Source organism: Pseudomonas sp. Q2-TVG4-2 (genome assembly GCF_013620795.1).
Lineage (GTDB): Bacteria > Pseudomonadota > Gammaproteobacteria > Pseudomonadales > Pseudomonadaceae > Stutzerimonas.
In genome coordinates this window covers 496,495-515,574 of sequence record NZ_LGLW01000004.1, presented here as the reverse complement: position 1 = coordinate 515,574, position 19,080 = coordinate 496,495, and the positions used below count along the sequence as shown (strand labels likewise).

The following is a 19,080-nucleotide window of genomic DNA, read 5'->3' as shown; positions in this document are numbered from 1 at the left end:
GGCTGCCAGCTCTGGCATCGGCCACGCGCCAGGCGTCGAACCTAGCTGTTTTCGAGCGGTGGGGTAGGGCGGATGAGAATCTCGTTGACGTCCACATGGCGCGGCTGCGAGAGCGCATAGACCACCGCTCGGCCGATGTCCTCAGGCTGCATCGCATAAGCGGGCGGCTTGTCGAACAGCGGCGTGTCGACCATCCCCGGCTCGATCAGCGTGACCCGCACGCCTGTGCCGCGCAGCTCCTCGCGCACGCTCAGGCCCATGCCGGTCACCGCCCATTTGCTGGCGCTGTACATCGAGCCGGGAATGACGAAGCGGCCGGCGGCCGAGCCGGTTAGCAGCAGGTGGCCGCGGCTGGCCTTGAGTGCTTCGATGCTGCAACGCAGGGTCAGGCCGACCCCGTAGACATTGGTCAGCAGCATTTCGCGCCAGACCTCAGGATCGGCGCCACTGAAGCCGCCTTCGCTGCCCGGTATGCCGGCATTGGCGTAGACCGCATCGAGCTGGCCGAAATGGTCCAGTGCCCGCTGCACCATGGCCTGTTGTTCGGCGTACTCCTTGACATCGCAGCGGATCGCCAACGCCCGATCCGGACCGCCGAGGTCGCTCACCAACTGTGCGAGCTTATGTTCGGAGCGCGCTGCCAGCGCCACGCGATAGCCAGCCTCGGCGGCGAGCCGGGCCGTGGCGGCGCCGATCCCGGAGGAGGCGCCGGTGATCAGAAGAACGGGATTGCTCATGGTCGTCCTCGTCTGGTCGCAGGAGAGTCAGTAGTTCGGCGGGGTTTCCGGGATGCCGGTGCCATCGGTTATGGACGGCATGGTCCAGGGCTCGAGACGCTGATCCTTGTCCTCAACGTCCAGTCGCGCCTGCTCGATGACGCTGCCAAGATGCTGCGGGTTGCTGTATTCCTCCTGCGACACGCTGGGCACACGCAGCACCTCTGTGCCGCTGCCCGACATGACGGTAAAGCCGAAACTGTCCTCATCCGGGTTGGCGCTGGTCACGCAGCCGCATGGGAGGAAGGCCTCGGTGACGAGTTGCATCGCATCATCGAGCGTCAGTGGTTGGTTACTCATGGCGTTCTCCATCGTCAGGCTGTCTGAAGTGGACCGCCGGGGAGGGCTGCCGTTTCCTGGCAAGCGACGGGCTGCGGTTGTTTAGCCTTGTAGCCGAGCCGCGGCGGCAGCATATTCAGCGCATGAAACTGACCCCCGCTCACGATGCGCTGGCCGCGTTCCATCCGGCAGTAGCCGGCTGGTTCAGTCGCAGTTTCCCCGCGCCGACCCCGGCCCAGACGCGCGCGTGGCCCCTGATCCGTTCCGGCCAATCGACGCTGGTGGCGGCGCCCACCGGCTCCGGTAAAACGCTGACGGCCTTCCTCGCCGCGCTTGATCAGCTGGTTCAGCAGGGCCTGGCCGACGGTGGCCTGCCGGACGAAACGGCGGTGCTCTACGTGTCGCCGCTCAAGGCGCTGTCCAACGATATTCATTTGAACCTGGAGCGGCCGCTGGCGGGGATTTCCGCCGAGCTGCAGCGCCTTGGGCTACCGATGCTGGAGGTTCGTACCGCGGTGCGCACCGGCGATACCCCGCAGGCCGAGCGCGCGGCGATGCGCAAGCGGGTGCCGCACATTCTGGTGACGACCCCGGAATCGCTCTACGTGCTGCTGGGCTCAGAATCCGGCCGACAAATGCTGGCGGGCGTGCGCAGCGTGATCGTCGACGAGATCCATGCGATCGCCGGCAACAAGCGCGGCAGCCATCTGGCGTTATCACTGGAGCGCCTCGAAGCCCTCTGCGCCCGGCCGTTGGTGCGAGTCGGCTTGTCGGCGACACAGAAACCGATCGAAGCAGTGGCTGACTATCTGGTTGGTGTTGGTCGCCGCTGTGAAGTCGTCGATATCGGACATGGTCGGGCGCGCGATTTGGCGCTGGAAGTGCCACCGGTATCGCTGGAAGCGGTGATGAGCAATGACGTCTGGACGCTGGTCTACGATCGCCTGGCAGCTTTGGCCGGCGAGCACCGCACCACGCTGGTATTCGTCAACACGCGGCGAATGGCCGAGCGTGCCGCGAGGCATCTCAGCGAGCGTCTCGGCAACGCCGTAGTGGCGGCGCACCACGGCAGTCTCGCGCGCGAACAGCGATTGGACGCCGAACAGCGGCTCAAACGTGGCGAGCTGAGGGTGCTGGTGGCCACTGCCTCGCTGGAGCTGGGCATCGATATCGGCGATGTGGAGTTGGTGTGCCAGCTCGGTTCGCCGCGCTCGATTTCCGCCTTCCTACAACGCGTCGGTCGTGCTGGGCATCAGGTCGGCGGTGTCTCCAAGGGGCGGCTGTTTCCCAACTCGCGCGACGACCTGATCGAGTGCACCGCCTTGCTCGACAGCGTGCGCCGCGGCGAGCTGGACACACTGATGATTCCCGTGGCGCCGCTGGATGTGCTGGCGCAACAGATTATCGCTGAGGTGTCGTGCTGCGAATGGCAGGAGGATGCGCTGCTGGCGCTGATTCGGCGGGCCATGCCGTACGCGTCGCTCAGCGAAGAGAGCTATCAGGCGTTGCTGGCGATGCTCGCCGAGGGCTACACCACTCGCCACGGCGCCCGCGGCGCCTACCTGCACCGCGACGTGGTCAACCGCAGCCTGCGCGGCCGGCGCGGCGGTCGTCTGACCGCGCTGACCTCCGGCGGGACCATTGCCGACAATGCCGACTACAGCGTGCTGCTCGAGCCGCAGGGCTTCAACATCGGTACGGTGAACGAGGACTTCGCCGTGGAAAGTTTGGCCGGTGATGTGTTCCAGCTGGGGAATACGGCGTACCGCATCATCAGGATCGAGGCGGGGCGGGTCCGGGTTGAAGATGCCCAGGGCCAGCCGCCGAACATTCCGTTCTGGCTGGGCGAAGCGCCAGGGCGCAGCAATGAGCTTTCGGCGGCCGTGGCGAGGTTGCGGGGGGAGATCGACCAGCGTCTGGCCGACGCCGAATCCCGTAGGAGCCAGCTTGCTGGCGATGCTTTTGTGCGGCCCAGGATCGCCAGCGGCCCGGCTCCTACAAAAGCGGGTGTCATCGATGCTTCCGAGGCCTCATCGAGGCTGCGGCTTGCCATCGACTGGCTTATTGACACGCTTGGCCTGCCAGAAGCGGCGGCGCGGCAGATCGTTGAATACCTGGCGCGTGCGCGTTCCGCCCTTGGTGCGTTGCCGACGCAGCAACGGCTGATCATGGAGCGCTTCTTCGACGAATCCGGCGGCACCCAACTGGTCATCCATTCGCCGTACGGCAGCCGGATCAACCGAGCCTGGGGCCTGGCGCTGCGCAAGCGGTTCTGTCGCACCTTCAACTTCGAACTGCAGGCTGCCGCGACGGAAGATGCGATCATCTTCTCGCTATCAACCAGCCATAGCTTTCCCCTCGACGAGGTCTGGCGCTACCTGCACCCCAACAGCGCGGAGGGCGTGCTGATCCAGGCGGTTCTCGATGCGCCGCTGTTCGGCGTGCGCTGGCGTTGGAATGCAACCACGGCCCTGGCACTGCCGCGCATGGCCGGTGGACGCAAGGTCCCGCCGCAACTGCAGCGGATGAAGAGTGAGGACTTGCTCGCCGCCGTCTTCCCCGATCAGGTCGCCTGCTTGGAAAACGTCGTCGGCGAGCGCGAAATTCCGAATCACCCACTCGTGGCGCAGACCCTCGATGACTGTCTGCACGACGCCATGGACAGCAAAGGTTGGCTGGCGCTGTTGCGGCGCATCGAGCACGGCGAGATCGAACTGCTGGCGCGCGATCTGCCGGCACCGTCGCCGTTGGCGATGGAAGTGCTCGGCGCGCGACCCTATGCCTTCCTTGACGATGCGCCACTGGAAGAGCGACGCACCCAGGCGGTGCTCAATCGGCGCTGGACCGATCCTGAATCCAGCGACGACCTCGGTGCGCTGGACGCCGCAGCGATCGAAGCAGTACGTGAGGAGGCCTGGCCGCAGGCGCGCAATTCGGACGAGTTGCACGAGGCTTTGATGGGGCTGGGTTGCATCGCCGAGGCCGAAGCTCGGCGCGATCCGCAGTGGCCCTCTTGGCTCAGTGAGCTGGCCCGCGGCGGTCGCGCCACTCGCGCGCAGGTCGCCCATGATCGCGCACTCTGGCTGCCCGTCGAGCGCTTGAGCTTGCTCCTGGCAATCTACCCGGCCGCGCGTTGCGAGCCGCAGCTGCGGCTGCTGCCGGGCTACGACGAGACGTTGACCGAGGAAGCGGCGCTTACGGAATTGATCAGAGCCCGCATGATCGCGTTCGGCCCATTGCCGGTAGCGCTGATCGCCAGACCGCTGGCCCTGCCGGCTTCCGCCGTGGCCCTCGCGCTGACGCACCTGGAGGCCGAAGGCTACGTGCTGCGCGGTCGCTTTACGCCTGGCGCGAGCGAAGAAGAATGGTGCGAGCGGCACCTGTTGGCGCGCATCCATCGCTACACCCTCAAGCGGCTGCGCCGTGAAATCGAGCCAGTGGAACGCGCCGACTTCATGCGATTCCTGATCGACTGGCAGCATCTTTCCGAAGCGACGCGGATGCAGGGACGTGACGCGCTAGGCCCGGTAGTCGAGCAGCTTGAAGGCTTCCAGGCCGCCGCCGGAGCGTGGGAGGGCGACCTATTGCCGGCGCGCCTGAAAGACTATGGCGGGCCCTGGCTTGACGAACTGTGCCGATCTGGACGCATCGTCTGGACGCGCCTGGCCGGGCGGATCAAGGCCAGCAGCGGGCCGGTGCGCGGCACTCCGATCGTCTTGCTGCCGCGCCGGCACCTGTCCGCCTGGTACGCGCTGGCCAGCGACGCGCCGCAGCCGGAGCTGTCCTCACGCGCGCAGCGGGTACTCGAGACACTGCAAAGTCACGGCGCGCTGTTCTTCGATGAACTGCAGCAGGACGCCCGGCTGCTGCGCAGCGAGCTGGAAGATGCGCTCGGCGAGCTGGTTGCCGTCGGGCTGGTCAATGCCGATAGTTTTGCCGGACTGCGTACGTTGCTGGCGCCGGCGGTGAAACGTTCACGCAGCAGCCGCCAGAGCCGTGGTGGCGCCTTTATCGGAGGAATGGCCGATGCCGGACGTTGGGCCTTGGTGCGCAAGGGCCCGGCGGCAACATCCGATCCTGTTCCGGCACGTCGATCACCGCTCGATCCCGAAACTCTGGAACACATCGCCATGGTGATGTTGCGCCGTTATGGTGTGGTGTTCTGGCGATTGCTGGATCGCGAAGCGGACTGGCTACCGCCATGGCGCGACCTGCTACGCGTCTATCATCGGCTCGAAGCGCGAGGCGAGATTCGCGGTGGTCGGTTTGTCGCCGGCCTGCCTGGCGAGCAGTTCGCGTTGCCGGACGCCGTCGGCTTGCTGCGCGAAATCCGCAAGCGGCCGTTGTCGGGGGAGATGATTGCAGTTTCGGCGGTCGACCCGTTGAACCAGATTGGCACCTTGCTACCCGGTGAGCGAGTGCCTGCAGTGGCCGGCAACCGCATCCTTTATCGCGATGGTGTTCCGTTGGCAGTGCTGGTGGCAGGTAAGCCAGGGTTGCTGGCGGAGCTCGATGAGGACGATCAGCGCAGGGCGCGGCAGCTGCTCGCAGTGGCGCGACGCTAGCGGTGAAAGTATCGGGAGCGTCATACCGTAAGCCGCAGTCTACGGCCTGCGTTCGCCGCGGGTCGCGCCTCCCACAGGGACGATGTGTGCCGGCTGCTTTTTGTGGGAGGCCCACCCTCGGGGCGAAGCGGGGTGGAGGCGATGCGAGGGGGTAAAAGCCTGGTTTAAGCTTGAAGCTTAAAGCTCTCAGCCTTCAACGCTTCAACCCTCCAGTCCCCCTCCGAGCCTGTCGACCGGTCAACCCGCGACCAACACCCGAATCGCCTCCAGGCGCAGCGCGGCTTTTTCCAGCATCGCCAGGCCTTCTTCACGCTGCTTGCCCAGCGCTTCGATCTCGCTGTCGCGTACGCTCGGGTTGACCGCCTGCAGCGCCGTCAGCCGTGCAAGCTCCTCGTCGAGGCTGGCTTTCAGTCGGCGCTGCGCTTCTGCGACGCGCTCGCTGTGGCGCGGAGCGATCTTGGCTTCGGCATCGGAAATCTGCACGGCCAACACGTCGCGCTGGGCCTGGACGAACTTGTTGGCGCTGGCCCGCGGCACGCTTTCCAGCTGATCGGTCAGGGTTTCGAAAGCGACTTTCGGCGCCAGGTCGTTACCGTTGGAGTCGAGCAGACAGCGCAGCGCCAGCGGCGGCAGGAAGCGGTTGAGCTGCAGCTTGCGCGGCGCCACCACCTCGCTGACGAACAGCAGCTCCAGCAGTACGGTACCGGGCTTGAGCGCCTTGTTCTTGATCAGCGCCACCGCGGTGTTGCCCATGGAGCCGGACAGCACCAGGTCCATACCGCCCTGCACCATAGGGTGTTCCCAGGTGAGGAACTGCATATCCTCACGCGCCAGTGCCTGCTCGCGGTCGTAGGTAATGGTCACGGCTTCGTCGTCGCCGAGCGGGAAGCTGGCGTCGAGCATCTTCTCGCTGGGGCGCAGGATCAGCGCGTTCTCGGAGTGATCCTCGCTGTCGATGCCGAAGGCGTCGAACAGCTCTTCCATATAGATCGGCAGGGCGAACTGGTCGTCCTGCTCCTCGATGGCCTCGACCAGCGCCTTACCCTGTTCGCCACCACCGGAGTTGAGCTCCAGCAGGCGGTCGCGCCCGGCGTGTAGGTCGGCTTCCAGGCGTTCACGTTCGGCGTGGGCTTCGTCGATGAGCTTCTGAAACTCGTCGTCGTCGCCTTCTTCCAGCTGGTTCAACAGGCGTGGGCCGAACTGATGCTGCAGGGCGTTGCCGGTGGGGCAGGTGTTGAGGAACGCATTCAGCGCTTCGTGGTACCACTTGAACAGACGTTCCTGCGGGCTGGTTTCCAGGTAGGGCACGTGTAGCTGGATGACGTGCGCCTGACCAATGCGGTCGAGGCGGCCGATGCGCTGTTCGAGCAGATCCGGATGGGCTGGCAGATCGAACAGCACCAGGTGATGAGCGAACTGGAAGTTGCGGCCTTCACTGCCGATTTCCGAACAGATCAGCACCTGGGCACCGAACTCCTCATCGGCGAAGTAGGCGGCAGCGCGATCGCGCTCGAGAATGCTCATACCTTCATGAAAGACAGTGGCCGGAATCCCGGAACGCACGCGCAGGGCGTCTTCTAGGTCCAAGGCAGTCTCGGCGTGGGCGCAGATGACCAGCACTTTGAACTTCTTCAGCATTTTCAGCGTGTCGATCAACCACTCGACACGAGGATCAAACGTCCACCAGCGGTTCTGCGCCTCGGGTACTTCCTGCTGGTGCTGAAAGCTGACTTCTGGATACAGCTCGGCGTGCTCGCCCAGTGGGAGCTCCAGGTATTCGGCCGGGCACGGCAGCGGATAGGCGTGCAGCTGGCGTTCGGGGAAACCACGTACGGCGGCGCGGGTATTGCGAAACAGCAGGCGCCCGGTGCCGTGCCGGTCGAGCAGCTCGCGGATCAGCCGGCTGCTGGCTTCGATATCGCCATCGGTGGCGGCGGCGAGCAGGGCTTCGCCTTCGGCACCGAGAAAGTTGTGAATGGTCTGGTGCGCTTCTTGCGACAGACGGCCCTCATCGAGCAGCTCCTGCACGGCCTGGGCGACCGGTTGATAGCTGGCGCTTTCCGCGCGGAAGGCCTCGAGATCGTGGAAACGGTTCGGATCAAGCAGCCGCAGGCGGGCGAAGTGGCTCTCCTGGCCCAGCTGTTCGGGGGTGGCGGTCAGCAGCAGCACGCCGGGAATGACTTCAGCCAGTTGTTCGACCAGTTTGTACTCGGCGCTGGCGTTCTCCGGGTGCCACACCAGGTGGTGAGCCTCGTCCACCACCAGCAGATCCCAGCCGGCGGCGAAGGCGGCGTCTTGAGCGCGTTCGTCATCCTTCAGCCATTCCAGCGACACCAGTGCTAGCTGGGTGTCTTCGAAGGGATTGCTGGCATCGCTTTCGATGAATCGCTCATCGTCGAACAGCGCGACCTGCAGGTTGAAGCGGCGGCGCATTTCTACCAGCCACTGGTGCTGCAGATTCTCCGGGACCAGGATCAGTACACGGTTGGCGCGACCCGACAGCAACTGGCGATGAATCACCAGTCCGGCTTCGATGGTCTTACCCAGGCCCACTTCATCGGCCAACAAGACACGCGGAGCGATACGATCGGCGACTTCGCGGGCGATGTGTAGTTGGTGCGCGATGGGCTGCGCACGCACACCACCCAGGCCCCACAGCGACGAAGTCAGCTGCTTGCTCTGGTTTTCCAGGGTGTGATAACGCAGCTTGAACCAGTTCAGCGGGTCGATCTGCCCGGCGAACAGACGGTCGCTGGCGAGACGGAACTGGATGAAGTTGGACAGCTGGGTTTCTGGCAGGGTCCGGGCTTCGTTCTGCTCGGTCAAACCGTGATAGACCAGCAGGCCGTCGACATCGTCGACTTCGCGCACGGTCATCTTCCAGCCTTCGAAATGCGTAATCTCATCTCCCGGGACGAAACGCACGCGGGTCAGCGGGGCACTGCGCGCGGCGTATTGGCGGGTCTCGCCAGTCGCCGGATAGAGCACGGTGAGCATCCGCCCGTCGAGCATCAGGATGGTCCCCAGACCGAGTTCCGCTTCGCTGTCACTGATCCAGCGTTGCCCCGGTAGATACTGCTGCGCCATGCTGCCTCCCGCTGTGAAAAAAGCGCGCTATGGTAACGGAACACTGCCGATAGAGCGACGGCAGATGCCAGCCGGATAAGGTTTGGCCCCGTTCCCATTCACGGCCGCGGCTAAACGGGAACGGACCCTGGCAGTGTAGCGTTGCTGTTAAAGTCATCAGCAGTTCAGCCGATCAACTGGTGCAGGCCCGCATGATGGGCACCGATTATCTCGGGGCTGCTTATGGGAGAGCACAGATGCTGCCAGTCATTCCGCCCGGCGCCGTTCAGGTCAACGCCCAGCAGGACGTGGTCAAGCCGCGCCCCGATATCGCACCGGTCACACCGATACAGCCGAGCGCCAACGAGAGCTCAGTGGGCCTCGAGCGCCGTCACCCGCAGGAAGCCGAGCAGATGCTGCGCGACGAGCAGCGTCGGCGGCAGCGCCGTCGTGGCTATAGTCCGCAGGAGCTGGCCGAAGGCGAAACCGCTGAACAAGACCAGGACGCGCTTGACGAATTGCCGCGTCAAGGGTTGTGGGTTGATGTCGAGGTATGACGATTCGCTCGGCGGGCAGGCCAACAGTAGCCAAATCGACCTGCCCAAGGCCGATCTGCGCTACCTGCCGCAGTGGGTCAACGCAGACATCGCCGATCGCTGGCTAGAGAGTCTGTTGACTCAGACGCCCTGGTCGCAACCGGAAATCAAACTCTACGGCCGCCGCTTCAGCGTACCGCGACTGGTCGCCTGGTATGGCGACGCGGACCTGCGGCTGCGTTATTCCGGGCTGGTCCATGAACCGCTGCCCTGGACGCCGTTGCTGGCCGAAATTCGTGAGCAGGTGCAGCTACAGGTCGGCCAGCAGATGAACGGCGTGCTGCTCAATCTGTATCGCGACGGCCAGGATGCCATGGGCTGGCACAGCGACGACGAGCCGGAATTGGGTCCGGAACCCCGGGTGGTCTCGCTCAATCTGGGCGCGACGCGGCGTTTCGATCTGCGCCGAAAGGGCACCAGCCGTATCGAGCATTCGATCGGTCTCGAACACGGATCGCTGCTGGTCATGAGCGGCCCGACGCAGCATCATTGGCAACACCAGATCGCCAGGACACGTAAGGTATCCGAACCGCGCCTTAACCTGACCTTCCGCCAGATCATTCGCGAGCCCACCTTATGAGCAGTGACGAAAAACTGATCGACTTCAGCGCCGAACGTGAAAAGCGTATTCACGACATCAAGGAAAAGCGCCTTGTCGAAATGCGCCAGGCCTTCGAGCAGGCGCTGCCGCTGGCCAAGCCGAAGAAAAAGAGCAAATCCAAACCGAAGAAGCGCTGACAGGCATTACCGCAGCGCCAGGCGTTGGCGCGGCAACTCGATTCATCGCCCCCTCCGGTCGTCGCCCTTCCTACTCTTGTTCTGTTGATCCGGATCAGCTCCCGCGGCACGTGCCGGCTGCGGACAGGGGTTGATCCCAGCTTGTCTCGGTCCGGCTGCCACCGCAGCTTGCCGTGTTCCAAAGATGCGGGCCCCAGCCGGCATAGTCGCCGTCGGCTCGTTGGTAATACAGCGGGGCCTCGTCGGGGCCGGGGTCGAGTGGCGCTGCCGAAGCAGGGCGTATGGCCAGCAATGAGCCGCCGAGAGCGAGCGCCGCCAGGCACCGGAAAGCGATCGAGCGTGTGAGCATGGTTGAGGTCCCGGTTGTTGCTCTTGTTGTACCGCCAGCCCGATGGTCGATGCGTAGAGGCCGATGCGCATCCTCCACAGGGGCTGGTCATGGGGCGTACCCGAGGGCCGTAATGACCTTGTGCCTGCACGTCGTATTGGGGCGGGCTGTAAACGACCCGATTTTTCGACTTGGCCTCTAGTATTCGACATGCTCGACGAACTTAGTTGGCTATTGCCTCCGGCGCGGCATGAATCCAGCCGGACGTGTGACCTGAACGTCGATCAGGCGGGCAAAAAAAGAGGCGCCGAGATGGCGCCTCTATGGGCCTTTCCCTGCGAGCCGATGAGCTTGCTCGCCTGGGGCAGGTGCCGCCTCAACCGATGGTGATCGGCGGCAGCTCCTTCAACTCGACGGTCTCGTCACGCCGCGGTGCCAGCACTTCCGCTTCGCCGTCCACGACCTGTTCGTCGTTCTGGTTGAAGACTCGAGTCGCGATGCGCACGCGGTTCTTCGGCAGCTTCTCGAGGATCTCCAGGCGTACGGTGAGGGTGTCGCCAAGCTTCACTGGTCGGGTGAACTTCATCGTCTGGCCCAGATAGATAGTGCCCGGGCCGGGTAGGGTGCAGGCCACGGCGGCGCTGATCAGCGCGCCGCTGAACATGCCATGGGCAATACGCTCCTTGAATGGCGTACCGGCGGCAAATTCCGCGTCGAGGTGGACCGGGTTACGGTCACCTGACATGGCGGCGAACAGCTGGATGTCCCGCTCCTCGACGGATTTTTCGAAGCTTGCGGTCTGGCCGACTTCGAGGGCGGAGTAGGGCGTGTTGCTCAGGGTGCTCATGCGTAAACCTCTGATGCGGGAACGAAAGACGCTGCGGCGACAGCATCCGCCGACAGGTCATGAGTGGCGCGGCCTCGAGGGTCGCGTTTGCGGCTGCATTCTAGAGCGCTGCGGACCCGTTGTCCCGGTTGGCTCCGGCTTTGCTGCCGTGAGCCGAGATTCACGTCGCTGATTTACTCAGTCGAACTATTGCGCGGCAATGCGGAGCTGTTAACTTCGCCACAGCCCGCCGCGAGTGGGCCAGACACTCTCAGGTAACGAGGCCAATAACAATGCAACCTGACTTCTGGAACGACAAACGTCCCGCCGGTGTGCCCAACGACGTCGATATGGGGGGCTTCCGCTCGGTGGTGGAGGTGTTCGAGCGCTCCTGCAAGACCCATGCGAACCGCCCGGCATTCAGCAACATGGGCGTGACGCTGACCTACGCCGACCTCGAGCGCTACTCGGCCGCGTTTGCGGCTTGGCTGCAGAACCATACGGACTTGCAACCGGGCGATCGCATCGCAGTGCAGATGCCCAACCTGCTGCAGTACCCGATTGCCGTTTTCGGCGCCCTGCGGGCCGGGTTGATCGTGGTCAACACCAACCCGTTGTACACCGCGCGGGAAATGCGGCACCAGTTCAAGGATTCCGGCGCGCGGGCACTGGTGTACCTGAATACTTTCGGCAAGTTGGTGCAGGAAGTAGTACCCGATACCGGCATCGAGGTGCTTATCGAGGCGCGTATCGGCGACATGCTGCCGTCGTTCAAGGGCCTGCTGGTCAATGCCGCGGTCAAGCATGTGAAGAAGATGGTGCCTGCCTACAACCTGCCGCAGGCGATCCCGTTCAAGCACGTGTTGCGCGAAGGAGGCCGCGACAGCCTCAAGCCCGCGCCACTGACGTTAGATGACATCGCAGTGCTGCAATACACCGGCGGGACCACCGGGGTGGCCAAAGGCGCCATGCTCAGTCACGGTAATTTGGTAGCCAATATGCAGCAGGTGCGCGCCAACATGCAGCAGCTGGATGAGCAGGGGCATAGCATCATAAAGGAAGGTCAGGAAATCATGATCGCGCCCTTGCCGCTGTATCACATCTACGCATTCACCGTGAATTGCATGTGCATGATGGTGACCGGCAACCACAACGTGCTGATCACCAACCCCCGCGACATCGACGGCTTCGTCAAGGAACTGCAGAAATGGCAGTTCACAGGCTTTCTCGGGCTGAATACGCTGTTCGTCGCGCTCATGTCGCATCCGGAATTCAAGAAGATCGATTTTTCCGCCCTCAAGGGCACCAACTCGGGCGGCACCGCGCTGGTCTCTGCCGTGGCCGAACGCTGGAAGGGCATGACAGGCGTTACCGTGACCGAGGGCTACGGGCTCACCGAGACCTCACCGGTTGTTTGTGCCAACCCGCATGGCGAACGGTCGCGCCTGGGTACCGTCGGCCTGCCCGTACCGGGCACGGCGCTGAAGGTGGTTGACGATGAGGGTAATGAGCTACCGCTTGGCGAACGTGGCGAGCTCTGCGTCAAGGGTCCGCAGGTAATGAAGGGTTACTGGCAACGCCCTGAAGCCACCGTCGAAGTGCTCGATGGCGAGGGCTGGCTGAAGACCGGAGACATCGCTGTGATCGATGCGGATGGCTTCGTGCGCATCGTCGATCGCAAGAAAGACCTGATCATAGTCTCCGGATTCAACGTCTATCCCAACGAGATTGAAGATGTGGTCATGGCCCACCCGAAGGTGGCCGCCTGCGCCGCCATTGGTGTCGCCGATGAAAAATCGGGGGAGGCGGTGAAGCTGTTCGTGGTACGCAGCGACGCCAGCCTGACCATCGAGGAACTGCAAGGCTACTGTCGGGAAAACTTCACCGGGTACAAGGTCCCGCGACACTTGGTGTTCCGCGATTCTCTGCCGATGACGCCGGTTGGCAAGATTCTGCGCAGAGAGCTGCGCGATCAGGCCTGACATCGTCCGGACACGCGGCCTCTCCCGTTTGCACTGCGTGACTGGCTGATCCAGGCCAGTCACTTTGTGTCTTTTTATCCCGGCTCGGCCACTGTTCGGCCCGTTTCAAAACTGCTAACCTCGATCCGCTTTTGGCCGGAATCCGGTACAAAAATTAACAAAACACAACAAAACAGCTGCTATATGCAGTAAAGCTGTCGCTTAGGAGTGGGGGGTTTCATGACCGATAACTTCTGGAAGGATAAATATCCTGTCGGGGTCGAAAGCGAGATCAATCCCGATGAGTACCAGAACATCCAGGCTGTGCTCAAACAGTCCTGCGAGCGCTTCGCGGATAAGCCGGCTTTCAGTAACCTCGGCAAGACGCTGACGTACGGTGAGCTGTACAACCTGTCCGGCGAATTTGCCGCCTATCTCCAGCAAAACACCGACCTGCAGCCGGGCGACCGGATAGCAGTGCAGCTGCCTAACCTGCTTCAGTACCCGGTGGTGGTATTCGGTGCCATGCGCGCCGGCCTGATCGTGGTCAATACCAACCCGCTGTACACCGCGCGGGAAATGGAACACCAGTTCAACGACTCCGGCGCCAAGGCGCTGGTCTGTCTAGCCAACATGGCGCATTTGGCCGAAGAAGTCCTGCCGAAAACCGGCATCAGGCATGTCATCGTCACCGAAGTCGGCGACATGCTGCCGGCGATCAAGCGCCTGCTGGTCAATGCCGTGATCAAGCATGTGAAGAAAATGGTGCCGTCGTACAACCTGCCGAAGGCCATCAGGTTCAACGATGCCATGGCGCTCGGGCGGGGAAAGACGGCCCGCGAAGTAAGTCCGGCAAGCGGCGATATCGCGGTGCTGCAGTACACCGGTGGCACGACCGGCGTTGCCAAGGGAGCGATGCTGACCCATGGCAACATCGTTGCAAATATGCTGCAGTGCCGGGCGCTGATGGGCTCGGAGCTCGGCAATGGTTGTGAAACCATGGTCGCGCCGCTGCCGCTGTATCACATCTATGCGTTTACCTTTCACTGCATGACGATGATGCTGATCGGCGCTCACAACGTGCTGATCACCAATCCTCGCGACCTGCCGGCGTTCGTCAAGGATCTCAGCAAGCATCGATTCACGGGCTTTGTCGGGCTCAATACGCTGTTCGTTGCACTGTGCAACAACGAGGACTTCCGCAAGCTGGACTTCTCTGCGCTGAAGGCAACGTTCTCCGGTGGCATGGCGTTGCAGCTGGCGGCAGCCGAGCGCTGGCAACAAGTGACCGGCTGCTCGATCTGTGAGGGCTTCGGCATGACCGAAACCAGCCCGGTGGTTTCGGTCAACCCGTTCGGCGGCATCCAGATCGGCACCATCGGTATCCCCATGCCGTCGACCCAGTGCAAGGTCATCGATGATGAAGGCAACGACCTTCCGCTCGGCGCTACCGGTGAGCTGTGTGTGAAGGGCCCACAGGTGATGAAAGGCTATTGGCAGCGGCAGAAGGCCACGGACGAGGTACTCAGCACCGATGGTTGGCTGAAGACTGGCGACATTGGCATCATCCAGAACGACGGCTATATGCGCATCGTTGACCGGAAGAAGGACATGATTCTGGTGTCCGGCTTCAACGTTTATCCCAACGAGTTGGAAGACGTACTCGCCACCCTGCCGGGTGTGTTGCAGTGCGCGGCGATAGGCATTCCGGATGAGAAATCCGGCGAGGCGATCAAGCTGTTCGTGGTTGTCAAACCGGGCGAGAGCCTGACGAAGGATCAGGTCATGCAGCATATGCATGACAATGTCACTGGCTATAAACGGCCCAAGACCGTCGAGTTCCGTGACAGCCTGCCAACCACCAATGTCGGTAAGATCCTGCGACGTGAGCTGCGCGACGAAGAATTGCGCAAACTCGGCCAGAAGTAACGGTTCAGGCCAGTGAGAGCCCCGCTTCGGCGGGGCTTTTTCGTTTCGGTGCAGGTGAGCTCGATCACGATGAGCCCGCCTATCGTCTGGTCGGACCTGAGCGGGTCCTATCCCGCATTCGTTGGACCTGACGTCATCTGGTGCGGGTCGATTTGCCTAGCGGACCTCAATTATGTTGTCGGCTAGCCGATAGCCTTGATGGTGCGATAATTTGGCGCCGTAAAACAGGCGCCTTCGCCGCCTTCAAGTTCTGCTCAGGGTCCAGCTAATGCTCTCCAGATTACGTCTGCAAACGAAGCTTCTCATCCTCGCGTTAGGTCCAATCCTCTTGCTGGCCATACTTCTCAGCGGCATCTCTGTGCTCACGCTGCAGGAATTGGCGACCAAGCAGGAGGCAGAGACACGTGCAAATCTCGTTCGGGACCGCCGCGCGGAACTGGAAAACTACGTGCAGCTTGCTCGGAAGATGATCGCCCCCATCTACGACAGCTCCGCCTCGGATGACCAAGATGCACGAGACCGTGCCGTGGCCATTCTGGAAACGCTCTCCTACGGCAAGGACGGCTATTTTTGGGGCTACGACGAACAAAGCGTGCGGGTTCTGCAGGGCAACACCAAGGACAAGATTGGGCAGAGCTTCTACGATTATCGTGACCCCAGCGGCAAGTACGCCATTCGTGAGCTCGTTCGGGCCGGGATGGATGGTAGCCGTTACGTCGATTACAGCTTTGTGCTGGGTAGCAGCACGACGCTAGTCCCGAAGATCGGTTATGCCGAGCATTTGCCGAAATGGAAAATGGTCTTTGGTACGTCTCTCAACCTGGACGGGGTAGAGCGCGACGTACAGGCAGCTCGGGAATCGTTTCAGGACGACATCAACGAACTATTGGTCGTCATGGTGGGCTCCGCCCTCGGGTTGTTGGTGCTGATTGCCCTGCTGGCGACTGCCATGAGCCGCACGCTGCTACGACCACTCATGTTGATAAAGGGCAAGCTCGATGACATGGCTTCCGGTGAGGGCGATCTGACCCACCGCCTGCCGGTTACCAGCCAGGACGAACTGGGCGATCTGGCTTCCTCGTTCAATCGCTTCGTCGATAAGATTCACGGCCTGGTTCAACAGGTTTCGAATACTACCGGTCAGCTGACTACGCTGGTTGCCAGCGTCGCCAGCCAGGCGCAGCGTTCCGAGCAGGCGATGGCAGCGCAGCGTCACGAAACCGATCAGGTGGCGACCGCGATCAACGAGATGTCGGCCGCTGCCCAGGAAGTGGCGATGAGCGCACAGCGCGCCGCCGAAGCCGCTCAGGAAGCGGATCAGCAGGGCCAGGGCGCCAAGCGAATCGTGGACGGCAGCATTCAGCAGATCCACGATCTGGTCGGCGAGCTGCGTAACAGCGGCGAATCGCTAGGCGGGCTGCAGAAAGATGTGGAAGGCATCGTAGGCGTACTTGACGTGATTCGGGCGGTCGCGGAGCAGACCAACTTGCTGGCGCTCAACGCCGCCATCGAAGCGGCGCGCGCCGGCGAAGCCGGCCGCGGGTTCGCAGTGGTCGCTGACGAGGTGCGAGCGCTCGCCAGCCGTACCCAGCAGAGTACGGTAGAAATTCAGGGCATGGTTGACCGCCTACAGAACACCACGGCAATGACGGTAACAGGCATGGGCCGTGCCGGGCAGCAGGGCGAAAGCACTCGGGCCCAGTCCAACCAGGCGGGCGAATCGCTGGATGCGATTGCCGCGCTGATCGGCACCATCAACTCTATGAACGCCCAGATCGCCAGCGCAGCCGAGGAGCAGACCGCGGTCGCCGAAGAGATCAACCGCAGCGTTCATCACATCGCCGATGCGGTTGATGGCGTGGCGCAGGAGGCCGCCGAAGGCGCTCAGACCTCCCGGGAACTCAATGGCCTGGCCGAGAATCTGCAGCGCCTGGTCGGGCAGTTCCGTATCTGACCCATCATCGACGAGGCGGGTGCAATGCCCGCCCTGTCGAGGGCTCCCGGCGGGATTTCCGTCGGGTTCCCATCAAGCCGACCAGCGGTGATGCCGTCTGGCGCAACGGTGCGAACCGAAGCGACGCAACCCAGGTCTAGGACCCTATGGCCGCGTCCGCTCTAGCGGCTGTTGATTGCCAGCGCGCCTCCCTTATGCCGTGCTGAAGCCGTTTGAGATGTCCAACTGCAGCACGCCGATGCGCGCCGCGGCCGGCTTCGCCTCCATTCTGTCGCACGCTCCGTTTTCAACGGTCGATTGTGCCGTAGGGGACGATGGCGCATGCCATTTGCGGCCTGCCCATCAATCTCGTTGCAAGGATGAGTTACCCATGCAGAAAAAAAACAATGCACGTCGGGTAGTTGCTTCTCTCGCTCTTATCGCTTCCGCTTCAGCCTTGGCTGCGCCATCAGCGGAAACGGCACGTTTCGATGATTTCTGGTCCCCCGGCAAGCCTGACCCCAGGGTGTGCCGATCGCCGTTGCTGGTAGGAACGCCGCTCGGACTACCGCGCTGCCTGCAGGCCAGTAACGTAATGAAGCATCTGGAGAACCTGCAAGACATCGCCACCCTGAATGACGGTAACCGGGCATCCGGACAGTCCGGCTACCAGGCTTCGGTCGATTACGTGCGCACCACGCTTGAACGCGCCGGCTATCGAGTCCGAGTACAGGCGTTTCCTTTCCTGGCGTTCTACCCGGTAGGGCCGGGCTCGCTGGCGGCCGTGATGCCGCAACCGGTGCAGTACGTCTGGGAGGAAGATTTCACGTATGCCGATCAGACTGATCCGGGTAACGTCACGGCGGCGGTGGTGCCGGTGGATCTTGCGCCCGGCCTGGGAAACACCTCCACCAGCGGATGTGAGCCAGCCGATTTCGCCGGTTTCCCTGCGGGGGCCATCGCGCTGATACAGCGCGGCGCCTGCCCGTTTGAGGATAAGGCGGAAAACGCTGCTGCGGCCGGAGCGGTCGGTGCGGTTATTTTCAACCAGGGCGACACCGAGGACCGTAAGGGTCTGATGGTCGCAACCCTCGGTGAGACGTATGAGGGCGGCATTCCGGTGATGTTTGCCACCTACGACAATGGCGTGACCTGGGCCCAGACCGAAGGGCTACAGCTGAGCATGAACGTCGATGTGATTCGCGAAGAGTCGGAGACCTACAACGTTCTGGCTGAAACCCGCCGGGGCAATCCCGACAACGTGGTGATGGTCGGTGCGCACCTGGACTCGGTATTCGAGGGGCCCGGTATCAACGACAACGGCTCGGGTAGCGCCGCCTTGCTGGAAATGGCCACACTGATGAGCAAGGCGCACCCGCTGAACAAGGTCCGCTTCGCCTGGTGGGGTGCCGAGGAGTCCGGTCTGGTTGGTTCGACTTACTACGTCACTCAGCTGCCGGAGGAAGAAAAACAGCAGATCAAGGCGTACCTCAACGTCGATATGATCGGTTCGCCGAACTACGCCAACTTCATCTATGACGGGGATGGATCGGATTTCGGCCTCCAGGGCCCGCCCGGTTCAGCCGCGATCGAACGGCTGTTCCGTACCTACTTCCAGCTGCGCAATGCGCCGTCGGAGGGTACGGAGATCGACTTCCGCTCCGATTACGCTCAGTTCTTCGATGACGGCATCGCGTTTGGCGGTCTGTTCACCGGCGCTGAGGGAATCAAGACGGTGGAACAATCGCAGCTTTATGGCGGCGCGGCGAACCAGCCTTACGATCCGTGCTATCACAACGAATGCGATGACCTAGGCAATATCTCCACCGAGGCGCTGGAACTGCATGGCGATGCGCTGGCCTTCACCACCAGCTGGCTGTCGCTGTCGACGAAGATGATTGATGACCAGATCGCTGCGGCGGCGGAGCAGAGCATCGGCACCCTGCGGATCCAGCAGGCTCAAGAGAGGTCCCGTTGGGGACATTGGATCAAGTAAGCGTGTAACCACCGCGCCGACTCGTCGGCGCGGTGTTCTCCGTTCGTCGGTCGTCCCATCCTGATCCGCCTTCGGCCAGCCGGCCAA

Annotated in this window: 12 protein-coding genes and 2 pseudogenes; 9 read left to right on the top strand and 5 right to left on the bottom strand. The window is 62.7% G+C overall.

The window, feature by feature from the left end:
• Positions 1 to 41: 41 nt before the first annotated feature.
• Positions 42 to 737 carry an SDR family oxidoreductase gene (locus H3028_RS10610; protein ID WP_181296972.1) on the bottom strand — a complete coding sequence of 232 codons (696 nt, stop codon included), beginning with the start codon at positions 735 to 737 and terminating at the stop codon, positions 42 to 44.
• A 27-nt stretch (positions 738 to 764) separates the two neighbouring features.
• Positions 765 to 1,076, bottom strand: a complete 312-nt coding sequence (locus H3028_RS10605; protein ID WP_181296971.1) for a hypothetical protein — start codon at positions 1,074 to 1,076, stop codon at positions 765 to 767.
• Between the two features lie 122 nt (positions 1,077 to 1,198).
• Between H3028_RS10605 and H3028_RS10600 the strand changes: the two genes are divergently transcribed.
• Positions 1,199 to 5,620, top strand: coding sequence for a DEAD/DEAH box helicase (locus tag H3028_RS10600; protein WP_181296970.1), 4,422 nt, complete (start codon positions 1,199 to 1,201; stop codon positions 5,618 to 5,620).
• Positions 5,621 to 5,857: 237 nt separating this feature from the next.
• On the opposite strand, the gene rapA is transcribed toward H3028_RS10600, so the two are convergent.
• Positions 5,858 to 8,707 carry an RNA polymerase-associated protein RapA gene (gene rapA / locus H3028_RS10595; protein WP_181296969.1) on the bottom strand — a complete coding sequence of 950 codons (2,850 nt, stop codon included), beginning with the start codon at positions 8,705 to 8,707 and terminating at the stop codon, positions 5,858 to 5,860.
• A gap of 236 nt (positions 8,708 to 8,943) precedes the next feature.
• On the opposite strand from rapA, the gene H3028_RS10590 reads away from it, so the two are divergent.
• From H3028_RS10590 to H3028_RS10580, 3 genes are read left to right on the top strand one after another with little or no spacing between them, the layout of a single operon-like run.
• Positions 8,944 to 9,243, top strand: coding sequence for an aspartate-semialdehyde dehydrogenase (locus H3028_RS10590; protein WP_181296968.1), 300 nt, complete (start codon positions 8,944 to 8,946; stop codon positions 9,241 to 9,243).
• Entirely contained in the window at positions 9,230 to 9,862 is a 633-nt protein-coding gene (locus tag H3028_RS10585) for an alpha-ketoglutarate-dependent dioxygenase AlkB (RefSeq protein WP_181296967.1), read from the top strand. Before H3028_RS10590 ends, H3028_RS10585 begins: the two co-directional genes overlap by 14 nt.
• Positions 9,859 to 10,020 (top strand): hypothetical protein, encoded by a 162-nt coding sequence (locus tag H3028_RS10580; protein ID WP_181296966.1) that lies wholly within the window; start codon positions 9,859 to 9,861, stop codon positions 10,018 to 10,020. Before H3028_RS10585 ends, H3028_RS10580 begins: the two co-directional genes overlap by 4 nt.
• Positions 10,021 to 10,129: 109 nt before the next feature.
• On the opposite strand, the pseudogene H3028_RS21465 reads toward H3028_RS10580, so the two are convergent.
• Together H3028_RS21465 and H3028_RS10570 are read right to left on the bottom strand one after the other, a co-directional pair.
• A pseudogene (locus tag H3028_RS21465) lies at positions 10,130 to 10,369 on the bottom strand (pullulanase-associated domain-containing protein); the annotation flags it as partial.
• Positions 10,370 to 10,724: 355 nt separating this feature from the next.
• Entirely contained in the window at positions 10,725 to 11,195 is a 471-nt protein-coding gene (locus H3028_RS10570; protein ID WP_181296964.1) for a MaoC family dehydratase, read from the bottom strand.
• A 272-nt stretch (positions 11,196 to 11,467) separates the two neighbouring features.
• Between H3028_RS10570 and fadD2 the strand changes: the two genes are divergently transcribed.
• The 5 genes and pseudogenes from fadD2 to H3028_RS10550 all read left to right on the top strand — a co-directional run bounded on the left by fadD2 (position 11,468) and on the right by H3028_RS10550 (position 18,993).
• Positions 11,468 to 13,156 carry a long-chain-fatty-acid--CoA ligase FadD2 gene (gene fadD2 / locus H3028_RS10565; protein ID WP_181296963.1) on the top strand — a complete coding sequence of 563 codons (1,689 nt, stop codon included), beginning with the start codon at positions 11,468 to 11,470 and terminating at the stop codon, positions 13,154 to 13,156.
• Between the two features lie 219 nt (positions 13,157 to 13,375).
• Positions 13,376 to 15,064 (top strand): long-chain-fatty-acid--CoA ligase FadD1, encoded by a 1,689-nt coding sequence (gene fadD1, locus H3028_RS10560; protein ID WP_181296962.1) that lies wholly within the window; start codon positions 13,376 to 13,378, stop codon positions 15,062 to 15,064.
• A gap of 268 nt (positions 15,065 to 15,332) precedes the next feature.
• Positions 15,333 to 16,112: pseudogene (locus H3028_RS21570) on the top strand (cache domain-containing protein); the annotation flags it as partial.
• Positions 16,113 to 16,262: 150 nt separating this feature from the next.
• Positions 16,263 to 17,018 (top strand): methyl-accepting chemotaxis protein, encoded by a 756-nt coding sequence (locus H3028_RS21565; protein WP_375154404.1) that lies wholly within the window; start codon positions 16,263 to 16,265, stop codon positions 17,016 to 17,018.
• A 370-nt stretch (positions 17,019 to 17,388) separates the two neighbouring features.
• Positions 17,389 to 18,993 carry a M28 family metallopeptidase gene (locus H3028_RS10550; RefSeq protein WP_181296960.1) on the top strand — a complete coding sequence of 535 codons (1,605 nt, stop codon included), beginning with the start codon at positions 17,389 to 17,391 and terminating at the stop codon, positions 18,991 to 18,993.
• Positions 18,994 to 19,080: the final 87 nt, after the last annotated feature.